Raw genomic sequence first — 18,863 nt, 5'->3', positions numbered from 1 at the left:
GAGCTTTTCCCTGGAAGACGGCTCCTGAGAAATCCTGCTCGTCTTGCCTTGCTCCGGTTTTCGGCTGCTGTTTTAGCTACCTGCCAGCCCCGGTCTCTGTTCTGGTTGCTATCCAACGGTGTCAGACCCTGGGGCCGGGCGATCGCCCCTGACTCTCGCGCGGCCTATGACCCCTGCAATTGCGATTCGGAACCTACAAAAACGCTATGGCGATGTTACCGCCGTTGATCACGTATCGCTGGAGGTGAAACCCGGCGAGATTTTTGGCCTGTTGGGGCCCAACGGCGCGGGCAAAACCACCACGATTCGCTGTCTTTGTACCTTGGCCCAGCCGGACGGGGGAGAAATTTTTGTGTCGGGGGTGTCGGTGTTGCGGGAACCCCGATCGGCCCGTAAGCGGTTGGGCTATGTGGCTCAGGATGCTGCGTTGGACAAGGTGTTGACCGGGCGGGAAATGCTGGAGTTGCATGGTGCGCTCTATCACTTGCGACGCGAGGCGATCGGGCAGCGGATTGCAGCCATGGCGGATCTGCTGGGGCTGGGCGACTGGCTCGATCGCAAAACGGGAACCTATTCCGGCGGCATTCGCAAGCGCCTGGACTTGGCCACGGGGCTGCTCCACGAGCCAGATGTGCTGGTGTTGGATGAACCCACGGCGGGGCTGGATATCGAAAGCCGGATGGCCGTGTGGGAGTTTTTGCGGAAGTTGCCCCAGTGGGGGACAACGGTTTTGATCACCAGCCATTACCTGGAAGAGATTGATGCGCTGGCCGATCGGGTGGCGATTTTGGATCAGGGCCAGGTGATTGCCCTGGGCACACCGTCGGAGTTGAAGGCTCGGTTGGGGGGCGATCGCATTTCCCTGCGCATTCGGGAGTTTACCCCCGCTGCCGAGGCGGAAACGGCCCAAACCCTGCTAACGGCGCTGCCCTGTGTCAAGGATGCGATGATCAACCGGAGCCAGGGAAATACGCTGAATTTGGTGGTGGATGATCTCGATCGGGGGTTGACCCTGGTGCAGCAGGCCTTGGAACAGGCGGGGTTGCCGGTGTTTGGCATTGCCCAATCGCGCCCGAGTTTGGATGATGTTTATCTGGCGGCGACGGGCCGGACATTGCTCGATGCGGATTTGGCAGCGGGCGATCGGGATCCTAAGCTGGCCCGCAAGCAAAATATGCGCTAGGCCTCAGACCATTCCTTCCAGAGTTTCCAGTTCTCCATCTAGTTCTCCATATTCACCCTTACCCTCCAGATTCCCCTAAGCCTCATGAGCACGACTTTGCCCACGGACAGTCCCACCCGATCGCCCGCCCTGGAACCCTCGCCCCTGGCGGAATTTTGGCAAGAAACGGCGGCCCTGCTGCGACGGTTGTTAATTCAACTGCAACGGCGGCCGGTGACCTTGGTGGCCGGCACTATTCAGCCCCTGATGTGGTTGGTTTTGTTTGGGGCCCTGTTCCAAAATGTCCCGGCTGATTTGTTTGGCGATCATGTGGGCTATGGGCAGTTTTTGGGGGCAGGGACGATCGCCTTTGCGGCCTTTAGCGGGGCGCTGAATGCGGGCTTGCCGGTGATGTTCGATCGGGAATTTGGCTTTCTGAATCGGCTGTTGGTGGCTCCCTTGGTGTCGCGCTTTTCGATCATCACCGCCTCAGCCCTGTATATTGGCTTGCTGGCCTTGATCCAAACCGTGGCGATCGTGATTGCGGCGGCTGTTTTGGGGGCTGGGCTGCCGGGGGTGGCGGGGTTGGCCGTGGTCGGGGCGATCGTGCTGCTGTTGGTGGCGGGGGTCACCTCCCTCAGCTTGGGTCTGGCCTTTGCGCTGCCGGGCCACGTGGAATTAATTGCCGCCATTTTTATCACCAACTTGCCCCTGCTCTTTGCCAGCACGGCCTTGGCTCCCTTGTCATTCATGCCCGGTTGGTTGCAGTGGGTGGCGGTGTTGAATCCCTTGAGCTACGCGATCGAACCCATTCGCTATCTTTATCTGCATCCGGACTGGAGTTTTAGCAGCATTGTCATGCAAGCGCCCTTTGGATCGGTTAGTTTTGGTATGGCCCTCGGGGTTCTATTCATTTTTGATTTGGTGGCGATCGGGCTTGTGCGGCCATTGCTGCAACGGCGGATGGCATAGGGCGCTGGATCGCAGGAGCAGGCTAGACGTGGCATGGAGCAGAATCTAAAAGACAAGCTGGATTGCTTTTTAGCATCCCCCTATGGACGCACGATGCTGGGGGAATACGCTTACCTCCATGCCTCGGAATGGTTGCAACAATATTGCGAAGCGGCCGGCGCAATGGCGAACTTGCCGGATTGGTTGCTCCTCCTGTTGGAGTTGGGGCAAGAGTCGGCGGAGATTTTCGCGAGTTTGACCGATGCCGGAACCCTGGAAACCGATCGCAAAACCATGTCCCTGTTGCTGGAGCGGAGGGGGCCCCTGTTGGCCCAAACCAGCGGCCGACTGCGACAGACCTTGGAACTCCATCGCCCGGGCCTTGACCTCAGCCAGGATGCGATCGAAGACGCTAGCCTATTGGCATCAACCCATCCACCGCGATCGGGGTTGGCGGTTTCCGGCCGTCGCGACAACATCGTGAATCGCAACCACTGGGAACCGAAGGCGGACTTTTTGCCTCACAGTGAAAGGCGGGTGATTGGCGATGTGGGGGGCACCCCTCTGCTGTTGGTGGGCTACGAAAAAAACCAGTCCCGATCGCCCATGGTTGCTCGCGCCACTTCCGGCAACCCTCAACAGGATTCGCTGTTTGCGGTTCCCCTGTCCGATTTGCTGGTGCATTCTAACGAACCCGTTAATATCCCTGAATTGGAGTTAGCTGAATCATGAGCCATCCCTCGATCGCTCCCTCGATCGCCTGGTTGTCGGGATCCTCGATCGTCACCGTCTTGAGCATTCTGGCCTTGGGCAGCAACCCCGCGATCGCCCAATCCTCGGCTCTGGGTGACCCAAATGCCAATGGATCGTCCGGTGATGTGCGCCCCAATGAAGTGTTTCAAGGCTCCGGCGTTTCTGCCCAAGACTTGATTCGCAACATCATGTTGGCCCCGGGGCAAACCCTGGATGATTTCAATCAACAACAGTCGGGACGGATTGACAACGCTGCCAGTGAGTTTTTGCGCCAGCGCCAGCAGCGATTGGAACAAAACGGCCAAGGCGGTGCTAGCGTGACCCCCAGTAGCCCAACTCGCAATTAATTCGCGATGCGGTCTACAAAAACCCCGCTCGATCGAGTCGCGATCGGGCGGGGTTTTGCGGATCGAAATGCGGATCGAAATGCGGATCTGAATAACGATCGGAAATAACTGGGTGGATTGGGTCGCGCTGAATTGCTGGGCTGAATTGCTGAGCTGAATTGCTGACCTGACCCAGCCCTAAACCCTACAGCAAGTTCAAATCCGTCACGGCTCCCAGGCTGCTGGAAGAGACCAACTTGGCATATTTTGCCAACGTGCCTCGTTTGTAACGCGGTTCCGGCGGTTGCCAGTTAGCCCGGCGGGCCGCCAGCTCCTCATCGGACACATTCAGTTGCAGCTTGCGGTTCGGAGCATCGATCGTGATGCTGTCACCCTCTTGCACCAGGGCGATCGTGCCACCCACGGCCGCTTCGGGAGCCACGTGACCCACCACCATGCCATAGGTTCCACCCGAGAAGCGCCCATCGGTGATCAGCCCCACCGAGTCGCCCAAACCCGCACCGATGATCGCCGCCGTCGGAGCCAACATTTCCCGCATTCCGGGGCCGCCCTTGGGCCCTTCATAGCGAATCACCACCACATCACCGGGGTTGATTTGATTCGCCAAGATCGCCTTTAAGCAATTCTCTTCCGACTCAAACACCCTTGCCGGGCCGGTGATCACGGGATTTTTCACGCCGCTGATTTTGGCCACGGAACCTTCGCTGGCCAGGTTGCCCTTCAGAATGGCCAAGTGACCCTGTTGATAAAGGGGCTTGTCGAAGGGACGGATGACATCTTGGTCGGGGCGCGGTTCGTCGGGGATCTCCGCCAGGGTTTCCGTGATCGTCTTGCCGGTGATTGTCAAGCAATCCCCATGCAGCAGCCCCTGATTCAGCAAAATTTTCATCACTTGGGGGATGCCGCCGGCCTTGTGCAAGTCGGTGGCCACATAGCGACCGCTGGGCTTCAGGTCACAGAAAACGGGCACGCGGGCGCGGATTTCTTCAAAGTCGTCCAGGGTGAGGGGCACCCCGATCGTGTTGGCGATCGCCAGCAGGTGCAACACCGAGTTGGTGGAACCACCCACGGCCATGATCACGGAAATGGCGTTTTCAAAGGCCTTGCGGGTCAAAATTTGCTTCGGTGTGCGGCGTGCTCTGATCGCTTCGGCCAACACGCGGGCAGACTCGGCCGCGCTGGCGTTCTTCTCGTCATCCTCAGCGGCCATGGTTGAGGAGTAGGGCAGGCTCATGCCCATGGCCTCGTAGGCACTGGACATGGTGTTGGCGGTGAACATGCCCCCGCAGGAACCCGCACCGGGACAGGCGTTGTGTTCCACGGCCATCAGCCGGGCTTCGTCAATTTTGCCAGCGCTGAATTGGCCCACGGCTTCAAAGGCGCTGACGACAGTGAGATCTTCTCCGTGCAGATGGCCGGGTTTGATCGTGCCGCCATAGACAAAGATGGCGGGAATATCCAATCGGGCCATAGCGATCATGGCTCCGGGCATGTTTTTATCGCAACCGCCGATCGCCAGGATGCCATCCAGACTTTGGCCGTTGCAGACGGTTTCGATCGAGTCGGCAATTACGTCCCGCGACACCAGGGAATATTTCATCCCTTCAGTGCCCATGGAGATCCCGTCACTGATCGTGATCGTGCCGAAAATTTGGGGCATCACGCCAGCTTCACGGGCTGCGGCCATGGCGCTGTCGGCCAGGGTGGCAATGCCCATGTTGCAGGGGGTGATGGTGCTGTAGGCGCTGGCGATGCCGACGATCGGTTTGCTGAAGTCATTGTCACCAAAGCCCACTGCACGGAGCATGGCGCGGTTGGGCGATCGCTGCACACCGCTGGTGATCTGTTGGCTGCGGAAATTGTCGGACATGGGGTTTTGCTCTCTCTAGCCGATCCAGAAAAGCGATCTTTAATTGTCGCACTGGGTCTGTCGAATCAAGCTGAACAAATCTCGATCGCCTGGTTTCTTAATGGTTTGGATGGTTTGGGGGACTGGAATAGCTTGCTGAGGAGCTGTTTGGTTCCATAATTGACGCTCCCGCCGGTTGATTGCTGGTTTTGCTGCTGGCTGGGTTGTTGGCCTTGCCGCTGGCCTTGCTGTTGGTCTGGTTATCGGGTTGCTGGCTGGGTTGATGGCCCGGTTGAGAACTGGATTTGCCATTGGCCAGAACGCGATCGCCCGCGCTGGTCTCGGAGCCTGGGAGGGGGGCGGTGGTGAAGCGATCGACCGCCAATTGCAGATAGGCCGCTTCTTTTTCAATGCCAATAAAGGCGCGATCGACTCGTAGGGCTGAAAGGCCCGTTGTGCCGCTGCCGCTGAAGGGATCGAGCACCAAATCTCCCGGATTGGTGCTGGCGGAAATGATTCGATCGAGTAAATCCAGAGGCTTTTGGGTGGGATGTTTGCCTTGCAATTTCTCCGAAGCCGGTGGGGTGGGAATTGACCAAACACTCCGCATTTGTCGGCCAGAAAGCTTGAGGGGATCGCGGGGAAAATCTCCCAGCTTCATGGCTTCATAGTTAAAGACATGTTTTCCTTTTTTGCTTTTGCGGGCCCAAATTAGGGTTTCATGGCTGGCCGTAAAAAAGCGACAGGATAAATTGGGACTAGCGTTGGGTTTGTACCAACAAATCTCGTTCAAAACATGAAAATCCAAACATTGCAGTGCAAAGCCACAGGCGTAGATATTGTGATAGGTTCCTGAAATCCAAATCGTGCCATTGGGTTTCAAGATCCGCCGACATTCCTGAATCCAAGCGCGGTGAAATTCAAAATCCTGTTCAATGCCATTGCTGCGATCCCAATCGCCTTTATTGACACTGACGGCCCGGCCGCCATGACAGGTAAACCCGTTATTAGACAGGTTATAGGGCGGATCAGCAAAGATCAGATCCACACTATTGGCCGGGAACAGGGGCAAAATTTCAAGGCAATCGCCCTGGTAAAGGGTGCATCGATCGCGCTGGTAGAACGGCTGGACTGCCACAGAAGGCTCGGACATGGTTCTAGGCCAAACGACACACCAAAAGGAAGGCTGGAACGGGACAAAACCACGCCCCGATCGACATAGAAAGATCAGCTTATCGAGAAAGCAAGATTGTGGCTAGCTAAATCCGCTGCTTAAACTTAGTCGCAAACCTAATCTAAACCGTTGGTTAACTCTACTATCAACCCTAATCTAATGCAGGGAACCGTAGCTAGGTTAGCCAGAAAATAACAATCTGGCTAGGTAATTTGCCAACTTTGTTTACGGATCAATGGGCTAATCTTGACGCTGGGCCAGCGCTTGAGGGCTTTTGGGAAACGACAAATTAAGACCGATGCCGCTGTTCACGGCCTGAAAATTTTGGAACGGGAGCCAAGTTGTGGTCGGAGGGCATCCATGGCCACCGGTTGATGGGCGATCGCCCGCCGAGTGAGTAGCGATCGCCGGTTAACAGGCCGGTTCAGTTGATTGGGCCGATCGATCCGATTGGGCCGATCGATCTGATCGAGCCGAGCCAACGGATCGCACCAAAACTTCACGGGCAAATTGGGCCGCTGGGCCCGTCACGAAGGGGATGCTCGATGGTCTAACGGTTGATTAACCCCACCGATCGTCGCCTTTGCCCAAGGGTTCGTCCAGGGCCATTTGTTCGATCGCGCTGGCAATTTTTAGGGCCTTCAGGGCCTGTTCGCCGCCGATCGAGGGTTGCATCTCGCCCCGCACACAGTTCACAAAATGCTCCAATTCCGCATGGAGCGGCTCTGTGTTCCCGATCGCCACCGACTCGATCGACCCATCCAATCGATAGCAAGCCTGACTGGCGCGATCGCCCGCCGGATAGCTGGAGGTTTTGCGATGAACCAAAATTTGACGCGCCAGGAAATCCGCCTCCACCAGTGAATCCTGGCAATGGGCGGCAATCCGGCGAATTTTGCGGTGTGTCACCTTGCTGGCCGTTAGGGTAGCCACAATCCCATTGGCAAAGCCCAGGGTTGCCGTCACATAGTCCAACTGACCGGAAGCGGCCCGGCTGCCGCTGGCCGACAGACGCACCACCGAGGAGTTGGCAATTTCCAAAATCAGATCAATGTCATGGATCATCAAGTCCAACACCACCGACACATCATTGGCGCGATCGGCGTGGGGACTCATGCGATGGGCTTCGAGCGCTAACACCCGTTCCGTTTTCAGAACGTTGAAGCATTCTTGAAACGTGGGGTTAAATCGCTCAATATGTCCCACCAGCAAAATGCATTGACGTTCGGCCGCCGCATTCACCAGGGCCTCCGCTTCAATGATGCTGGCGGCGATCGGTTTTTCCATCAGCACATGCACCCCGGCCCGCAGGCAATCCATGCCCACGGTGTAGTGCAGCTTGGTGGGAACCGCGATGCAAACCGCATCCACCAAGGGCAGCATGTCTTTGTAGTCTTCAAAAAACCGAACGCGGTATTTGCTGGCCAATTCCAGCCCTCGTTCCACATTCAGATCTGAAATTCCCACCAATTCGGCATCCTTAAGCAAGCTCAGGATCCGGGCGTGGTGTTGTCCCATGTTGCCGACCCCGATCGCGCCAACGCGGATGGGATGGTGGCTCGGCCGGGCAAGGGCAGGCCGAATTTGAGCATCGAGCGATTCGCTACGGGATTGCACGCGCGTTTAACAGCAGCAGTGAAGGGGCAATGGGGCGAGGAGTGATGCCGCCAGCGTCGGCCGGCCACATCCTACCATAGGGTGGATTTTCGCAAGAATTCTTGACCCATGACCGTCGTACCGCCTGGAACTCCGGAAGCCGCCCCAACGCCCTCTGCCCGATCGCCCCAGTGCCAACCGCCCAAAGCCGTTGTGTTGCTCTCCGGTGGTTTGGACTCATCCACGGTGCTCTATCAAGCCAAGGCCGATGGGTGCGACTGCTACGCCCTGTCTTTTGATTATCAGCAGCGCCACCGTCGAGAACTGCAAGCGGCTGTGGCGATCGCCCAAGCGGCCGGCGTGGTGGCCCATCAAGTGGTGCGGTTTGACCTAACCCAATGGGGTGGCTCGGCGCTGACGGATAATCAGCTTGATTTGCCGAGCGATCGCCCCTTGGACGGCATGGCAGCAGAAATTCCAATCACCTATGTACCGGCGCGCAACACGATTTTCCTGAGCTTTGCCCTGGCCTACGCGGAGGCGATCGACGCGCAACGGGTTTATATCGGCGTGAATGCCCTGGACTATTCCGGCTATCCCGACTGCCGGCCCGACTACTTGGCGGCCATGCAATCGGTATTTCAGTTGGGCACGCGCCAGGGCCGGGAAGGCCAGCCGATCGAAATCATCGCGCCCTTGGTGGAACTCCGCAAAACGGACATCATCGAGCTGGGCAATCGGTTGGGTGTGCCTTGGGCGGATACGTGGTCTTGCTATGCGGGGGGCGATCGCTCCTGTGGCCGCTGCGATTCCTGTCGGCTGCGGCTGGCGGCCTTTGCCGAGTTGGGGCTGACCGATCCAGTGCCCTATGAGGTGCGGGGATAGATCCCATAGGGGCACACCGTCGTGTGCCCCTATGAGCGGTTAGGGTTTGACTTCCCTGATGTTGATCGGTGAAGACGTGGTGTTTATTTAGGATTGCCGCAGTTTCCTGGGTGAAAAAGTTGTGAGTAATGAGATTAGCGGTAGTCTTGCTTAGAAGCGAAATGAACCATGCGAGAGTTAGACTCCATACCCCGCCCAAGCAAGCATATTAATTACAAAAGCATGAATAAACAAAATCTACCTCGTCCACAATCTCACGAGCTACTAACAGAAAATTATTTCTCTGATGAGATTAACGGAGTTAGTTTTCGAATCTATGCATACTGTCACTGGACTTGTAAAACTTGTGAGACATCACTAACAGCTGTTTTTGTTGAGCGAGATGGTTGTTCAACATCAGATACAGACTCTGTACAATGTCCCAACTGTCAATCTGGATCAGCGCTAATCTATTCGGCAACTTGGCCAGCAGTTTTTTGTTCTGATTCTCTAATTACCCAAATCCTAGAGCGTATTAAAGTCAGCAGCAATGATAAGCGCGCACATTTGATTCATGCTCTAAAAAATATAGCTTCTAACTTACCTTAAATCCATCCTTGACTTACTCCATACCTGTGCTTGCAGCTTCCTTGATCGCCCGCTCAAATTTCTACAGACCGATCGCCCGTTCGCTGGTTTCGTCCAACGAGAAGGGATTGAAGGTGGCGTGGGGGTAGGTTTCCCGGCCGCGGTAGGGTTCGCGGTGTTCCGGGCAGAGCCACAGGTAGTGATATTCCGGGGTGAGCACCAGTTGCAGCTCGCCCTTGCCCAGGCCCGATCGCTCGAAGTCGGGTTCGCGGTCTTTGAGGAATTGGCGCAGGGCCCAGAGTTGGCGATCGTCGGCGGCGATCGGTTCCTCGGCTAGGCGATCGAACCGGCCCCGATCGCCCTCGGCCAAGTCCGGGTCGAGATCGGCGATCGACAGGTGTGGTAACTGGCCGGCTAGCTCCTTGGTAAATTCCAGGCCGGCTTTCCAGCGTTCGTTGTCGATCGCCGCCGTCAGTCCCGCCGTGGGGCCGGCCAAGGGAGCCACCACCTTCAGCAGCGTCACCAGTTTGTTCAGGTGGGGGCTGAGACTCTTGAGCCAGCGGGCCCCGTCGGTGAGTTCGTAGCGGCATTGCTCCACGGGATGGCAACAGCCGGGATGCTCACAATAGAGCTGCAATTCCAGTTTTTGACCCAACACCGCTTGCTTGAGGCTGCTGAACCGATCGCCACCAGAGCAGGGTTGAATCGTAAAAATGGTCGGACAGCAGCGATCGACTTTGCTTTGGTCGGCGGCGAATTGTTTGGTGAATTCCCGACTGGTTTGCTCGCGCAAGGATTGCAATTCCGATCGCGTTTCTGCCTGATTTTTCAGCACCGTTTCGGTGAGGGATTCAATTCGTTGCAACACCTGCTGCTCGGTGCGGCGATCGATTCCATAAAGCAAGCGATCGACCACCAAATCCTCTTCCGCGCTCGGACATTCAATCAGCGGTTTTTTGCGGGTTCGCAACTGCTGATAGTCGAATTCGTGGGTGCAGGGCTGGCCGTCGTGGCCCGGACAAAGCACCTTGGGCGTGACTTGCAACCCCGGAAACCGTTCCGCCAGCAGTTGCGTAATCCCGTCGTGCAGCAATGTACAAAAATTCTGGGGGTGGGGGCCGCGCACGGTGAGCCGTAACGATCGCTCGCCGAGGGGCAAGTCCAACAGAGCCAGATGACGCACACCGCCATCGTCGTAGGCAAACAGGGCTCCGTAGCGCCAGTGGCGATCGATGCTGAACCGCGATTGGCGGGCAATGAACCAGGTGGGAATCCCCGGCGGCACGAAGTTGAGATGGTAGCGAAAGGCGATTTGCGGCCCGTCGGCCAGCGCGTCCCAGTCGGTTTCGTAGGGCGGGGGATTGTGGGGCACGCGCTCCACCACGAGCGATCGATCCGCGTCGCGATCGTCCAGCAGCCGATAGGACAGGTCAAACCGTTCCATCAGCCGCAACAGGTGGTCGCACACATGGCGATCGAGGTCGCACCACAGCCGCTCCATGCAGCAATGGGTAAAGATGCCGCGCTTTTCTTCCACTTCTCGATCGTCAATCACGCGGCTGATGGTTTGGCTGGCCCAAGCCGGTTGCAAAATCACCAAATCACTTAAGTCCAAATCGCTGTTGGCGGGGCGATCTTGAAAAAACAAAATTTGCCCCAGCTCATGGAGCCAGCGGGCCAACACGGGGCGGCTGGTTTCGGCGACTCCGGCGGCGGCCAAGTGGCGATAAAACGCTTTGGGGCCGATGTAGGGGTCGGGCAGCTCGGCCAGGCTGTCGGCGGCGCGCAACCAAGTGGCGGGCCAGGTTTCGCCCATCAGGGGCAGCTCGGCGGCGAGCTGGGCCAAGGTGGTGCGAAGGTCATCAATGCCGTCGTTGGTGCGGTTGCTGACACGGGCGATCGCCTGGATTTGGGGGTATTTTTCCCGGAAGGCGCGATCGGGAAAGGCGGCCGCGTGTTGGTCGGTGTGGCTGGCCACCAGGACGATCGGGGCGTTGGGGGCAAGGGTGGTGATCGTGTTTAACCAATAGTCGAGCTTGCCTTCTTCATGGCCCGATCGGGCGCTCCAAACCACTACAAAAAGCGATCGCTCGCTCATAAAAAACTGGTGAGTGGCGTGATAAATCTCCTGGCCGCCAAAGTCCCAAGCATTCAGGGTCATGGTCACGTCGGCGCGGGTGGGGTGGGCGAGTTCCAAGGGGGCGATCGCCATGCCGTGGGTGGTGTCTGTGGGGACAAATGCTTGGCCACGCAGGGCATTCAGCAGGGCGGTTTTGCCTGTGCCGCCTTGACCAACAACGAGCAGTTTAGAAACCCATTTTTGCTCGTAGCCTTCAATCCGTTCATCGAGATAATCAAAGATCGCTTGCTGTCCTTGCTCGACAATTTCGGGCGGATAGGCAGAGTAGGGATTTTGATCGATCGCAACGTTGTAAACACCTTTCAAAAAAGGAACTAGCTTTAACGGAATTTCTTGAATCTGGTTTCCTTGTAAATTCAGATTGGAAAGCTGTTTTTGCCAATTTTCTGAAGGTTCCGCCTGAAGCCTTGATAGCTGATCTATCCACTCAGGAATGCTCGTCAGTTGGTTGTTGTTGAGCCAAAGTATTTTCAGGTTTTGCAGTTGGGCGATCGCCTCAGGAAAGCTCGTCAGTTGGTTGTTGGCGAGCGTGAGTATTTGTAGGCTTTGTAGTTGGGCGATCACCTCAGGAATGCTCGTTAGTTGGTTGTTGTTGAGCAAGAGTATTTGCAGTTTTTGCAGTTGGGTGATCGCCTCAGGAAAGCTCGTCAGTTGGTTGTCGCTGAGATAGAGTATTTTCAGGTTTTGCAGTTGGGTGATCGCCTCAGGAGCGCTCGTTAGTTGGTTGTTGTCGAGCGAGAGAATTTTCAGGTTTTGCAGTTGGGCAATCGCCTCAGGAATGCTCGTTAGTTGGTTTCTATCGAGATCGATTTCTTGCAGGTTTTGCAGTTGGGCGATCGCCTCAGGAATGCTCGTCAGTTGGTTGTTGTTGAGCGAGAGTGTTTGCAGGTTTTGTAGTTGGGCGATCGCCTCAGGAATGCTCGTCAGTTGGTTGTTGTTGAGCGAGAGTGTTTGCAGGTTTTGCAGTTGGGCGATCGCCTCAGGAATGCTCGTCAGTTGGTTGTCGCCAAGCCGGAGTTCTTGCAGGTTTTGCAGTTGGGCGATCGATTCGGGAAGGCTCGTTAGTTGGTTATTGGAGAGCCAGAGTGTTTGCAGGTTTTGCAGTTGGGCGATCGCCTCAGGAATGCTCGTCAGTTGGTTGTTGTAGAGCCAGAGTTCTTCTAGATGCGTTAATGCAAATAATTCAATAGGTAATTCCGTTAAGCCCAACTCGCTCAAATCCAAAGACGTTTCACCCTCAGCCAAGGCAGCAGCAATTCGTTGTTGGGCGACTTCGAGGCTCATGGGTCAGACTCTCACCGTTGTGTCTCCCCCAATTGTAGGGTGCATGGGAGCAACCTCCAATGGCGACGAAACGCCTCATTTGTACTCCCATGCACCGCAGAGCGATCGCCACCCAACCGCATGATGGTCGTTGAATGCGTGATGGGTGGCGGTACATGGGAGATGAATTGAGATTGTTATTTCCTTCCGAGCGTTCTCCCATGCACCCTACGGGTCGATCGAGCGGTGGATGGTGGAGTAGGGCCAGACCAGCCGATCGACCATTTCGCAATGATCGATAATGATCAATAGATCTGGAGTCCAGCGATCCAATTCAATGACTAAAAAACGCAAAAACTTCTCCAGATTTAACCTAAAAGAAGCCTATCAATATCTCAACTTGAAAGAACTCAAGCCCTGGGAACTCGAAAGCCAACCCCGATCGCCTAGCACATTCTTTCAAGAACGCCTCCGCCGCCTACAGGCCCATTTTGATCTACGCTACTGTGAAAAATCCAAAGAACTGATTATTGATGCATTTTGCGAAGAAGCCATTACTGATCTAGAAAATCTCAAAATTTGGAAAGGCGTTAAGCTGGAAACGGCACAAGTTACCGGCAATGTCGATTATTTAATCACAGAGCGCCGAGACTATGTAGCCGCACCTTTTTTGTGCATTGTCGAAGCCAAAAAAGACGACTTCGAGCAGGGATTAGCCCAATGCTTAGTGGAAATGAAAGCCTGCCAAGATTGCAACGGCGATCCAACCATTGAAGTGTTGGGAATTGTCACCAATGGCGACGGCTGGCGATTTTATCGGCTCGATTCGTCAGGTCAGGTTTATGAAACCGGCCTCTATTCCAATCGCAACCCGGCTGAGTTGTTGGGAGTGTTGCACCAACTGCTGAGGCAATGCGATCGACAAGTACGATAAGTCTCCCCAAATTGTAGCCCTGTAGGTTGGGTTGAGCCGCGCGAAGCTCAACTCGATCTGCATCAACTTTGTGGCTGTTAGGTTTCGTCCCTCAACTCAACCTATAGATTAAATATCCACAAGATTGATTGAGTAATCAGTTTGTTGCCCGATCGCCCAAGAAAGGGTAGGGGCAGTGGATCGATCAATCGCTCGGAATTCCGCTACCATATGGGTCGCTTGACCGCTGTTGCTGAAAGTTGACCCCCTTGCCGTGACCGTTTCCCGCCGCCCGATCGCCGTTGACCTGTTTGCCGGAGCCGGAGGGATGTCCTTAGGGTTCGAGATGGCGGGGTTTGATGTGGCGGTGGCGGTGGAAATTGACCCGATTCACTGTTTAACCCATCAGTACAACTTTCCGCAGGGGGCGGTGCTTTGTCGGAGTGCGGCGGAGGTGACGGGGGCGGAAATTCGGCAGCAATTGGCGGCGGTGTTGCGGGGCGATCGCCCGAGTGATTCCGAACGGGTTCGTGATTCAGCGTTGACCAGCCACCTAGGGCTAGAAGAACCAGAGCTGGAAATTGATGTGCTGTTTGGGGGGCCGCCCTGCCAGGGATTTTCCATGATGGGAAAGCGGGCCTTTGATGATCCGCGAAATGCCTTGATGTTCCACTTTGCTCGGTTGGTGAATGAGCTGCGGCCCAAGTATTTTGTGATTGAAAATGTGCGGGGTATGACCCTGGGCAAACATCGGGCGTTTTTGAGCGAATTAATTGAGTTATTTGCCGATTTTGGCTACCAAGTGGAAGCCAACTATCAGGTTTTGAATGCGGCCCATTACGGCGTACCGCAGGATCGCCAACGTTTGTTTCTGTTGGGGGCCCGATCGGGCTGGCCGCTGCCCAGCTATCCAGCGCCCCAAACCCGCCGCCCGCCGGTTTGCAAAAGCACCAAGCGCGATCGAACCCTGGCCCATTTGCCCATTTGCCCCACCGTGGCCGGGGCGATCGGGGATTTGCCCGACGTGGATCAATATCCCGAGCTGCGATCGAGCGATTGGTTGGACTTGGGCCAACTGGCCGATCCCCCCGGCGACTATGCCCGCTGGTTACGGGGCGCATTGCGGGATCCCGCTGATTTCAGCCATCCCCGTCGATCGCCTCGATCGGGCCTGTCCGGTTGTTTGCGCACCGACCACAGCGCCGCCTCAGTGGCCCGGTTCCAAACCACGCCCCCCGGCGAAGTCGATCGGATCAGTCGCTTTTTAAAACTGCATCCCGAAGGCATTTGCAACACCCTACGGGCCGGAACCCCCAGCAATCGCGGTGCGTTCACCTCGCCCCGGCCCATTCACCCCATCCAAGGGCGTTGCATCACCGTGCGCGAAGCGGCCCGCCTCCACTCCTACCCCGACTGGTTCTGTTTCCACGGCACGAAATGGCATGGAATGCGGCAAATTGGTAACTCAGTGCCGCCCCTGTTGGCGCGGGCTGTGGCTGCCCAGGTGCGATCGTGCCTGCCGGGCGAACCCACCCTGCCCGATCGCCCCATCCCGATCGGCGATCCTCAGTGGTTGAGCTACACCATGAGCCAAGCCGCCGATTTTTATGCGGTCAGCCGCCATGCGATCGCCCCGCGTCGTCGTCAAAGGGATCAGGCCCCTGCGGAAGCACTTTCCTGAGCTGCGTTTTGCGAATTTCCCGGCTACTTCCCAGCTATTTCCTAGTTAGGATCAACCAGCTCTCTCAATTCCTAATTCTCAATTCTTAATTCCTAATTCTCAATTCTTAATTCTTAATTTTGGGACTATTCCTAAACCGCGCTCTTGCCTTGCAGTTGGGCCGGCTCGATCGGCAGCTCAATCACAAATTCCGTGCCCTGGCAAGGTTCCGAAATGCAGCGCAACCGGCCCCCGTGGCGTTCCGTCACAATTTTGTAGCTAATTGACATGCCCAGACCCGTGCCTCGATGGGCGGACTTTGTTGTGAAAAACGGCTCAAACATCTTCGATTGAATATCCCTGGGCATTCCGCACCCATTGTCACGGATCGAGATGCGCAGCCATCCAGAATTAATCAAAGCTGTTTCAATCCAAATTTTGGGTGATTCTCGTTTTGTGCCCGATCGCGCCGGTAACTCACAAGCCTGATTATGGTCTTCCAGGGCATCGATCGCATTCGCTAAAATATTCATAAAAACCTGATTAATCTGTCCCCCATAACAAGAAATCGGTGGCACATTACCATAGTTTCTAATAATTTCAATGTTCGAGGAAACTTTAGCTTTGTTGAGTCGGCTCTTCAGAATCATTAATGTATTATCAATACCTTCATGAATATCAAACCAATCAAGCGCACTAGCATCCAAGCGTGAAAATTGACGTAACCCCTCCACAATTTCACGAATTCGCTGACTGCCAATCCGCATGGACTGAAGCACCTTTGGAAAATCATCCAAAGCAAAAGCAAGGTTTTCCAAGTCCAAACTAGCCAAAGCCACAGCATCATCCAAAGAATGCTCAGTATCAATGGCTTGATCTTCAGTATTTGAGCCTAATGTGGCTTCGCTCAACCAACCCCTGGATGAATTGGCATGGGATATCTCGTGCCATTCCCTTGCTCGGGGAGAGGCTTTTAATAAAACCTGACAAGCCTCTAATAGAGCCTGAGCATAATTGAGGCAATGATCTAAGTTGCCATAAATGAAATGTAAAGGATTATTGATTTCATGAACAATGCCCGAGATCATTTGCCCCAAAGTGGACATCTTCTCAGCTTGTACAAGTTGAATTTGTGTTTCTTTTAGCTCCTTGAGTTGTTGTTCAAGCTGGCGGGCTTGTTTTTCCGCCTTAAATCGCAAATGTTCCTGAATGGATAAAGCGTCTTTTAACTGTTCTTGGCTAGCAATCAATTGCTGATTGAGAGTTTCCACCTGCTTCACGGACATCTGGGTGGTTTGTTGCAGAAAAACCAGGTCTGGGGTTACATCATGAAGCGGAAAATCTTTCAGTTGAATTCCTACATCTGTTAGTTTTTTAGCATCGATCGCGGATGGTGAGCACAGAAAAAGAAAGATTTCTGATTCCAGCAAATCCACCATCTGCCCCTTCAAAACCAAAGATAAATCTCGAGACTCCAGCAGAAAAAGGGATTGTCTTTTTTTAAGAAAGTCCTCAATGTTAATAGACATGCGAGGACGGTTAATCGAAAAATGATCCGCAAATGAGCGTCCCCTCAAGGGGTGGGGATAGATTCGATCGAGCGCCTGCCCCACCTGAACAATTTGCAGTTGATGATTGAGAGCCAAATGAAACGGAAAGAGCTGCACCAGCAACTCTGCTGAAAGCTGGAATGGGGGTAAGGGCAACTGATCCATAGCCCTAGTCAGTGGTGTAGTGGATGAGGAAGGTGTCGCATTCGTCACCCTGGGCGCGATCGGCAATTTGGGTAATTTCCACTTCCGTATCGAAGCGATCGCCCAGCCCTTCAATCAATCCCTCCACCATCGGCCCCAACCCTTGGCGGGTCGATCGATAGTGTAATTCCACCGTGTGATGGCCCACCTGATCACAGTCAAAGGACGGGGGACGAAACGCGGGAAACTGCACCCCTAGCCGCGTGTGCAAATCATCCAAATTGCCCAAAAAATCCACCAAGTTATCACCGCACATATTCATGATTTCTTGGTAGCCCGCTGTTTTGGTGTAACCCACCCAATAGTGGCCAAATTTGCGTAACAATTCCGTTGCAGAAATATCCAGAATAGTGGTCGCCGCTTGCACAATGTTGTGGGTGATGTCGTCAGGATAGGACTTCATCACAAAAAAATGCTCCTCCGAAAGCTGAGCATGGGCCATGATGTCGTCCCAAATCTCCTGGCCATATTGCTCGCACATCATCATCCGCAAGGCGCTGTTAATTAAGCCATACATAAAAATAACGTGAAATCCTGATCTGACGGAGTAGGGAGTTTTGAGCACATGATCAGCAATTCTGCTTAATCACGTTCATTATATAAAGACGGCAGTTTTGAGCGTCAAGGGATCTTTCTGGTTATCTGAATGGTGCTCAGGAATTTATGAGATTAACTTGGTTAAAATTAATGCCTACGGTCAAAATCAGTTACGGAAACTGCCTAGCCAATCATGGTTATTTTTGAGGACTTTCGTAAGCAATCGAACATAAATTAAAAATAAAGCTTAATTATTTCCGTCAAAAAGTTTTGTGTCTGTGACATTGCGGCATTAGGTTGGCTTGGTACGGGAGGGTTGGTAACGAAGTTTGGCGATCTGGATCCATTCCCAGTTGAGAAATAAATGATCTGGGCGATCGTGCGACACTGCATGACTTAATGATGAATTCTTTAATCGCTTCATGCTCTATCAGTGATTAAAGATGATGATGATTCACTCAGTGGCGGAGGGGTTGGCTCAAGGTTTCACCAATTTACGCCACCCAGAATGCCCCGATCGGCTGGGGTCATTTGGTGGCTTTGGGTTTGCGTTTGCGGGCGGGGGGCTGGCTGGCCCGTTGGGCGCGAATCCGTTCTAGGAGCACCGAGGCGGGTTCGTCGTTGGGATCTTGGGGCACGAGCTGACCGCGAAAGGCTTTGGCGAGGGTGGCTTGGTCGAGTCGATCGAGCAGTTGGATTGCTTTCTGATAGTGTTGTTCGATCGCCTCGATCGCTTTGAATCGTTCTTCAACGCGCCGTACAATCTCTTTTTGTTCAGTCAAGTCAGGCAAAAATAGTCTTAAAGATTTTAGCTCTTGGCTATTTATATTGTTTACGCCACTTGTTGACTTAGCCAATGCCTCGATTTCAGCACGAGTCTGAGGTTCGGTTAGATGAAAATATAGATATTTGGGTAGTATTGCTTTTAAATCAGGGCGAATCCTAATCAAATAGCCTGCGTAAAGAAATCCCTCTTCTTTGTCTGAAGCAATTGCAGCTTTTCCAACAAGATCTAAACTGCCATTAGATCGAATTACCAAAATATCGCCAGAGCAAAGCTGGAGATTTTCTATCTCTCGGGAGTTGAATGCTGCATATTTTAGATCATCCTTAATGACATGACCATCACCGATATTTGGGATGCGAAGAACAGGCGTATGAATAGGAAAATAGTCACATTTTTTTGCAGAAGTGTTGAATGACAGATTCAGGTTATAAAAAAGGGGTAAGAAGATGTAATTCTTACCCCAAACAATCAAAAAGTAATACACCAATGTTACGCTCATTCTCTCAAATCGTCAAACCTATTCTC

At 54.2% G+C, this 18,863-nt stretch carries 14 protein-coding genes and 1 pseudogene; 7 read left to right on the top strand and 8 right to left on the bottom strand.

Annotated features, from left to right (window positions below; translation table 11 throughout):
• Positions 1-166: 166 nt before the first annotated feature.
• The 4 genes from H6F46_RS02070 to H6F46_RS02055 all read left to right on the top strand — a co-directional run bounded on the left by H6F46_RS02070 (position 167) and on the right by H6F46_RS02055 (position 3,213).
• Complete coding sequence (locus tag H6F46_RS02070; protein ID WP_099533043.1) at positions 167-1,183, top strand: ABC transporter ATP-binding protein; 1,017 nt, start codon at positions 167-169, stop codon at positions 1,181-1,183.
• Positions 1,184-1,267: 84 nt separating this feature from the next.
• Entirely contained in the window at positions 1,268-2,134 is an 867-nt protein-coding gene (locus H6F46_RS02065) for an ABC transporter permease (RefSeq protein WP_190353379.1), read from the top strand.
• A 33-nt stretch (positions 2,135-2,167) separates the two neighbouring features.
• Positions 2,168-2,845 (top strand): hypothetical protein, encoded by a 678-nt coding sequence (locus tag H6F46_RS02060; RefSeq protein WP_190353378.1) that lies wholly within the window; start codon positions 2,168-2,170, stop codon positions 2,843-2,845.
• The gene (locus tag H6F46_RS02055) at positions 2,842-3,213 is read left to right on the top strand and encodes a hypothetical protein (protein WP_190353377.1); all 372 of its coding nucleotides are present in this window, start codon (positions 2,842-2,844) and stop codon (positions 3,211-3,213) included. The genes H6F46_RS02060 and H6F46_RS02055 overlap by 4 nt, the downstream gene beginning before the upstream one ends.
• Before the next feature lie 184 nt (positions 3,214-3,397).
• On the opposite strand, the gene ilvD is transcribed toward H6F46_RS02055, so the two are convergent.
• The 4 genes and pseudogenes from ilvD to H6F46_RS02035 all read right to left on the bottom strand — a co-directional run bounded on the left by ilvD (position 3,398) and on the right by H6F46_RS02035 (position 7,820).
• Complete coding sequence (gene ilvD, locus H6F46_RS02050) at positions 3,398-5,083, bottom strand: dihydroxy-acid dehydratase (RefSeq protein WP_190353376.1); 1,686 nt, start codon at positions 5,081-5,083, stop codon at positions 3,398-3,400.
• A gap of 349 nt (positions 5,084-5,432) precedes the next feature.
• Positions 5,433-6,215 (bottom strand): annotated as a pseudogene (locus tag H6F46_RS02045) (site-specific DNA-methyltransferase); the annotation flags it as partial.
• 329 nt (positions 6,216-6,544) lie between these two features.
• Positions 6,545-6,739 carry a hypothetical protein gene (locus H6F46_RS02040; RefSeq protein WP_190353375.1) on the bottom strand — a complete coding sequence of 65 codons (195 nt, stop codon included), beginning with the start codon at positions 6,737-6,739 and terminating at the stop codon, positions 6,545-6,547.
• 58 nt (positions 6,740-6,797) lie between these two features.
• A complete protein-coding gene (locus H6F46_RS02035; RefSeq protein WP_255407512.1) occupies positions 6,798-7,820 on the bottom strand; it encodes a Gfo/Idh/MocA family protein in 1,023 nt (340 codons plus the stop codon).
• A 141-nt stretch (positions 7,821-7,961) separates the two neighbouring features.
• Between H6F46_RS02035 and queC the strand changes: the two genes are divergently transcribed.
• Entirely contained in the window at positions 7,962-8,717 is a 756-nt protein-coding gene (gene queC / locus H6F46_RS02030) for a 7-cyano-7-deazaguanine synthase QueC (protein ID WP_190353374.1), read from the top strand.
• 649 nt (positions 8,718-9,366) lie between these two features.
• On the opposite strand, the gene H6F46_RS02025 is transcribed toward queC, so the two are convergent.
• The gene (locus H6F46_RS02025; RefSeq protein ID WP_190353373.1) at positions 9,367-12,708 is read right to left on the bottom strand and encodes a leucine-rich repeat domain-containing protein; all 3,342 of its coding nucleotides are present in this window, start codon (positions 12,706-12,708) and stop codon (positions 9,367-9,369) included.
• A 316-nt stretch (positions 12,709-13,024) separates the two neighbouring features.
• Between H6F46_RS02025 and H6F46_RS02020 the strand changes: the two genes are divergently transcribed.
• Positions 13,025-13,621 (top strand): hypothetical protein, encoded by a 597-nt coding sequence (locus H6F46_RS02020; protein WP_190353372.1) that lies wholly within the window; start codon positions 13,025-13,027, stop codon positions 13,619-13,621.
• Between the two features lie 253 nt (positions 13,622-13,874).
• Positions 13,875-15,281, top strand: coding sequence for a DNA (cytosine-5-)-methyltransferase (locus H6F46_RS02015; protein ID WP_190353371.1), 1,407 nt, complete (start codon positions 13,875-13,877; stop codon positions 15,279-15,281).
• 131 nt (positions 15,282-15,412) lie between these two features.
• Here H6F46_RS02015 and H6F46_RS02010 read toward each other — a convergent pair whose 3' ends face one another.
• From H6F46_RS02010 to H6F46_RS02000, 3 genes are all read right to left on the bottom strand, one after another.
• Positions 15,413-16,975, bottom strand: coding sequence for a sensor histidine kinase (locus H6F46_RS02010; protein WP_255508882.1), 1,563 nt, complete (start codon positions 16,973-16,975; stop codon positions 15,413-15,415).
• Positions 16,976-16,979: 4 nt separating this feature from the next.
• The gene (locus H6F46_RS02005) at positions 16,980-17,531 is read right to left on the bottom strand and encodes a heme NO-binding domain-containing protein (RefSeq protein ID WP_099532412.1); all 552 of its coding nucleotides are present in this window, start codon (positions 17,529-17,531) and stop codon (positions 16,980-16,982) included.
• A 547-nt stretch (positions 17,532-18,078) separates the two neighbouring features.
• A complete protein-coding gene (locus tag H6F46_RS02000) occupies positions 18,079-18,822 on the bottom strand; it encodes a restriction endonuclease subunit S (RefSeq protein WP_190353369.1) in 744 nt (247 codons plus the stop codon).
• Positions 18,823-18,863 lie beyond the last annotated feature (41 nt).

Source organism: Limnothrix sp. FACHB-1083 (assembly GCF_014696485.1).
Taxonomy (GTDB): domain Bacteria; phylum Cyanobacteriota; class Cyanobacteriia; order CACIAM-69d; family CACIAM-69d; genus CACIAM-69d.
Note: the sequence above shows the minus strand (reverse complement) of the source record. Positions and strands in the feature narration are given on the sequence as shown.

Coding starts and splice junctions, on each gene's coding strand:
- H6F46_RS02070 (WP_099533043.1), top strand. CDS start 167: ATGACCCCTGCAATTGCGATTCGGAACCTACAAAAACGCTATGGCGAT.
- H6F46_RS02065 (WP_190353379.1), top strand. CDS start 1,268: ATGAGCACGACTTTGCCCACGGACAGTCCCACCCGATCGCCCGCCCTG.
- H6F46_RS02060 (WP_190353378.1), top strand. CDS start 2,168: ATGGAGCAGAATCTAAAAGACAAGCTGGATTGCTTTTTAGCATCCCCC.
- H6F46_RS02055 (WP_190353377.1), top strand. CDS start 2,842: ATGAGCCATCCCTCGATCGCTCCCTCGATCGCCTGGTTGTCGGGATCC.
- ilvD (WP_190353376.1), bottom strand. CDS start 5,083: ATGTCCGACAATTTCCGCAGCCAACAGATCACCAGCGGTGTGCAGCGA.
- queC (WP_190353374.1), top strand. CDS start 7,962: ATGACCGTCGTACCGCCTGGAACTCCGGAAGCCGCCCCAACGCCCTCT.
- H6F46_RS02025 (WP_190353373.1), bottom strand. CDS start 12,708: ATGAGCCTCGAAGTCGCCCAACAACGAATTGCTGCTGCCTTGGCTGAG.
- H6F46_RS02020 (WP_190353372.1), top strand. CDS start 13,025: ATGACTAAAAAACGCAAAAACTTCTCCAGATTTAACCTAAAAGAAGCC.
- H6F46_RS02010 (WP_255508882.1), bottom strand. CDS start 16,975: ATGGATCAGTTGCCCTTACCCCCATTCCAGCTTTCAGCAGAGTTGCTG.
- H6F46_RS02005 (WP_099532412.1), bottom strand. CDS start 17,531: ATGTATGGCTTAATTAACAGCGCCTTGCGGATGATGATGTGCGAGCAA.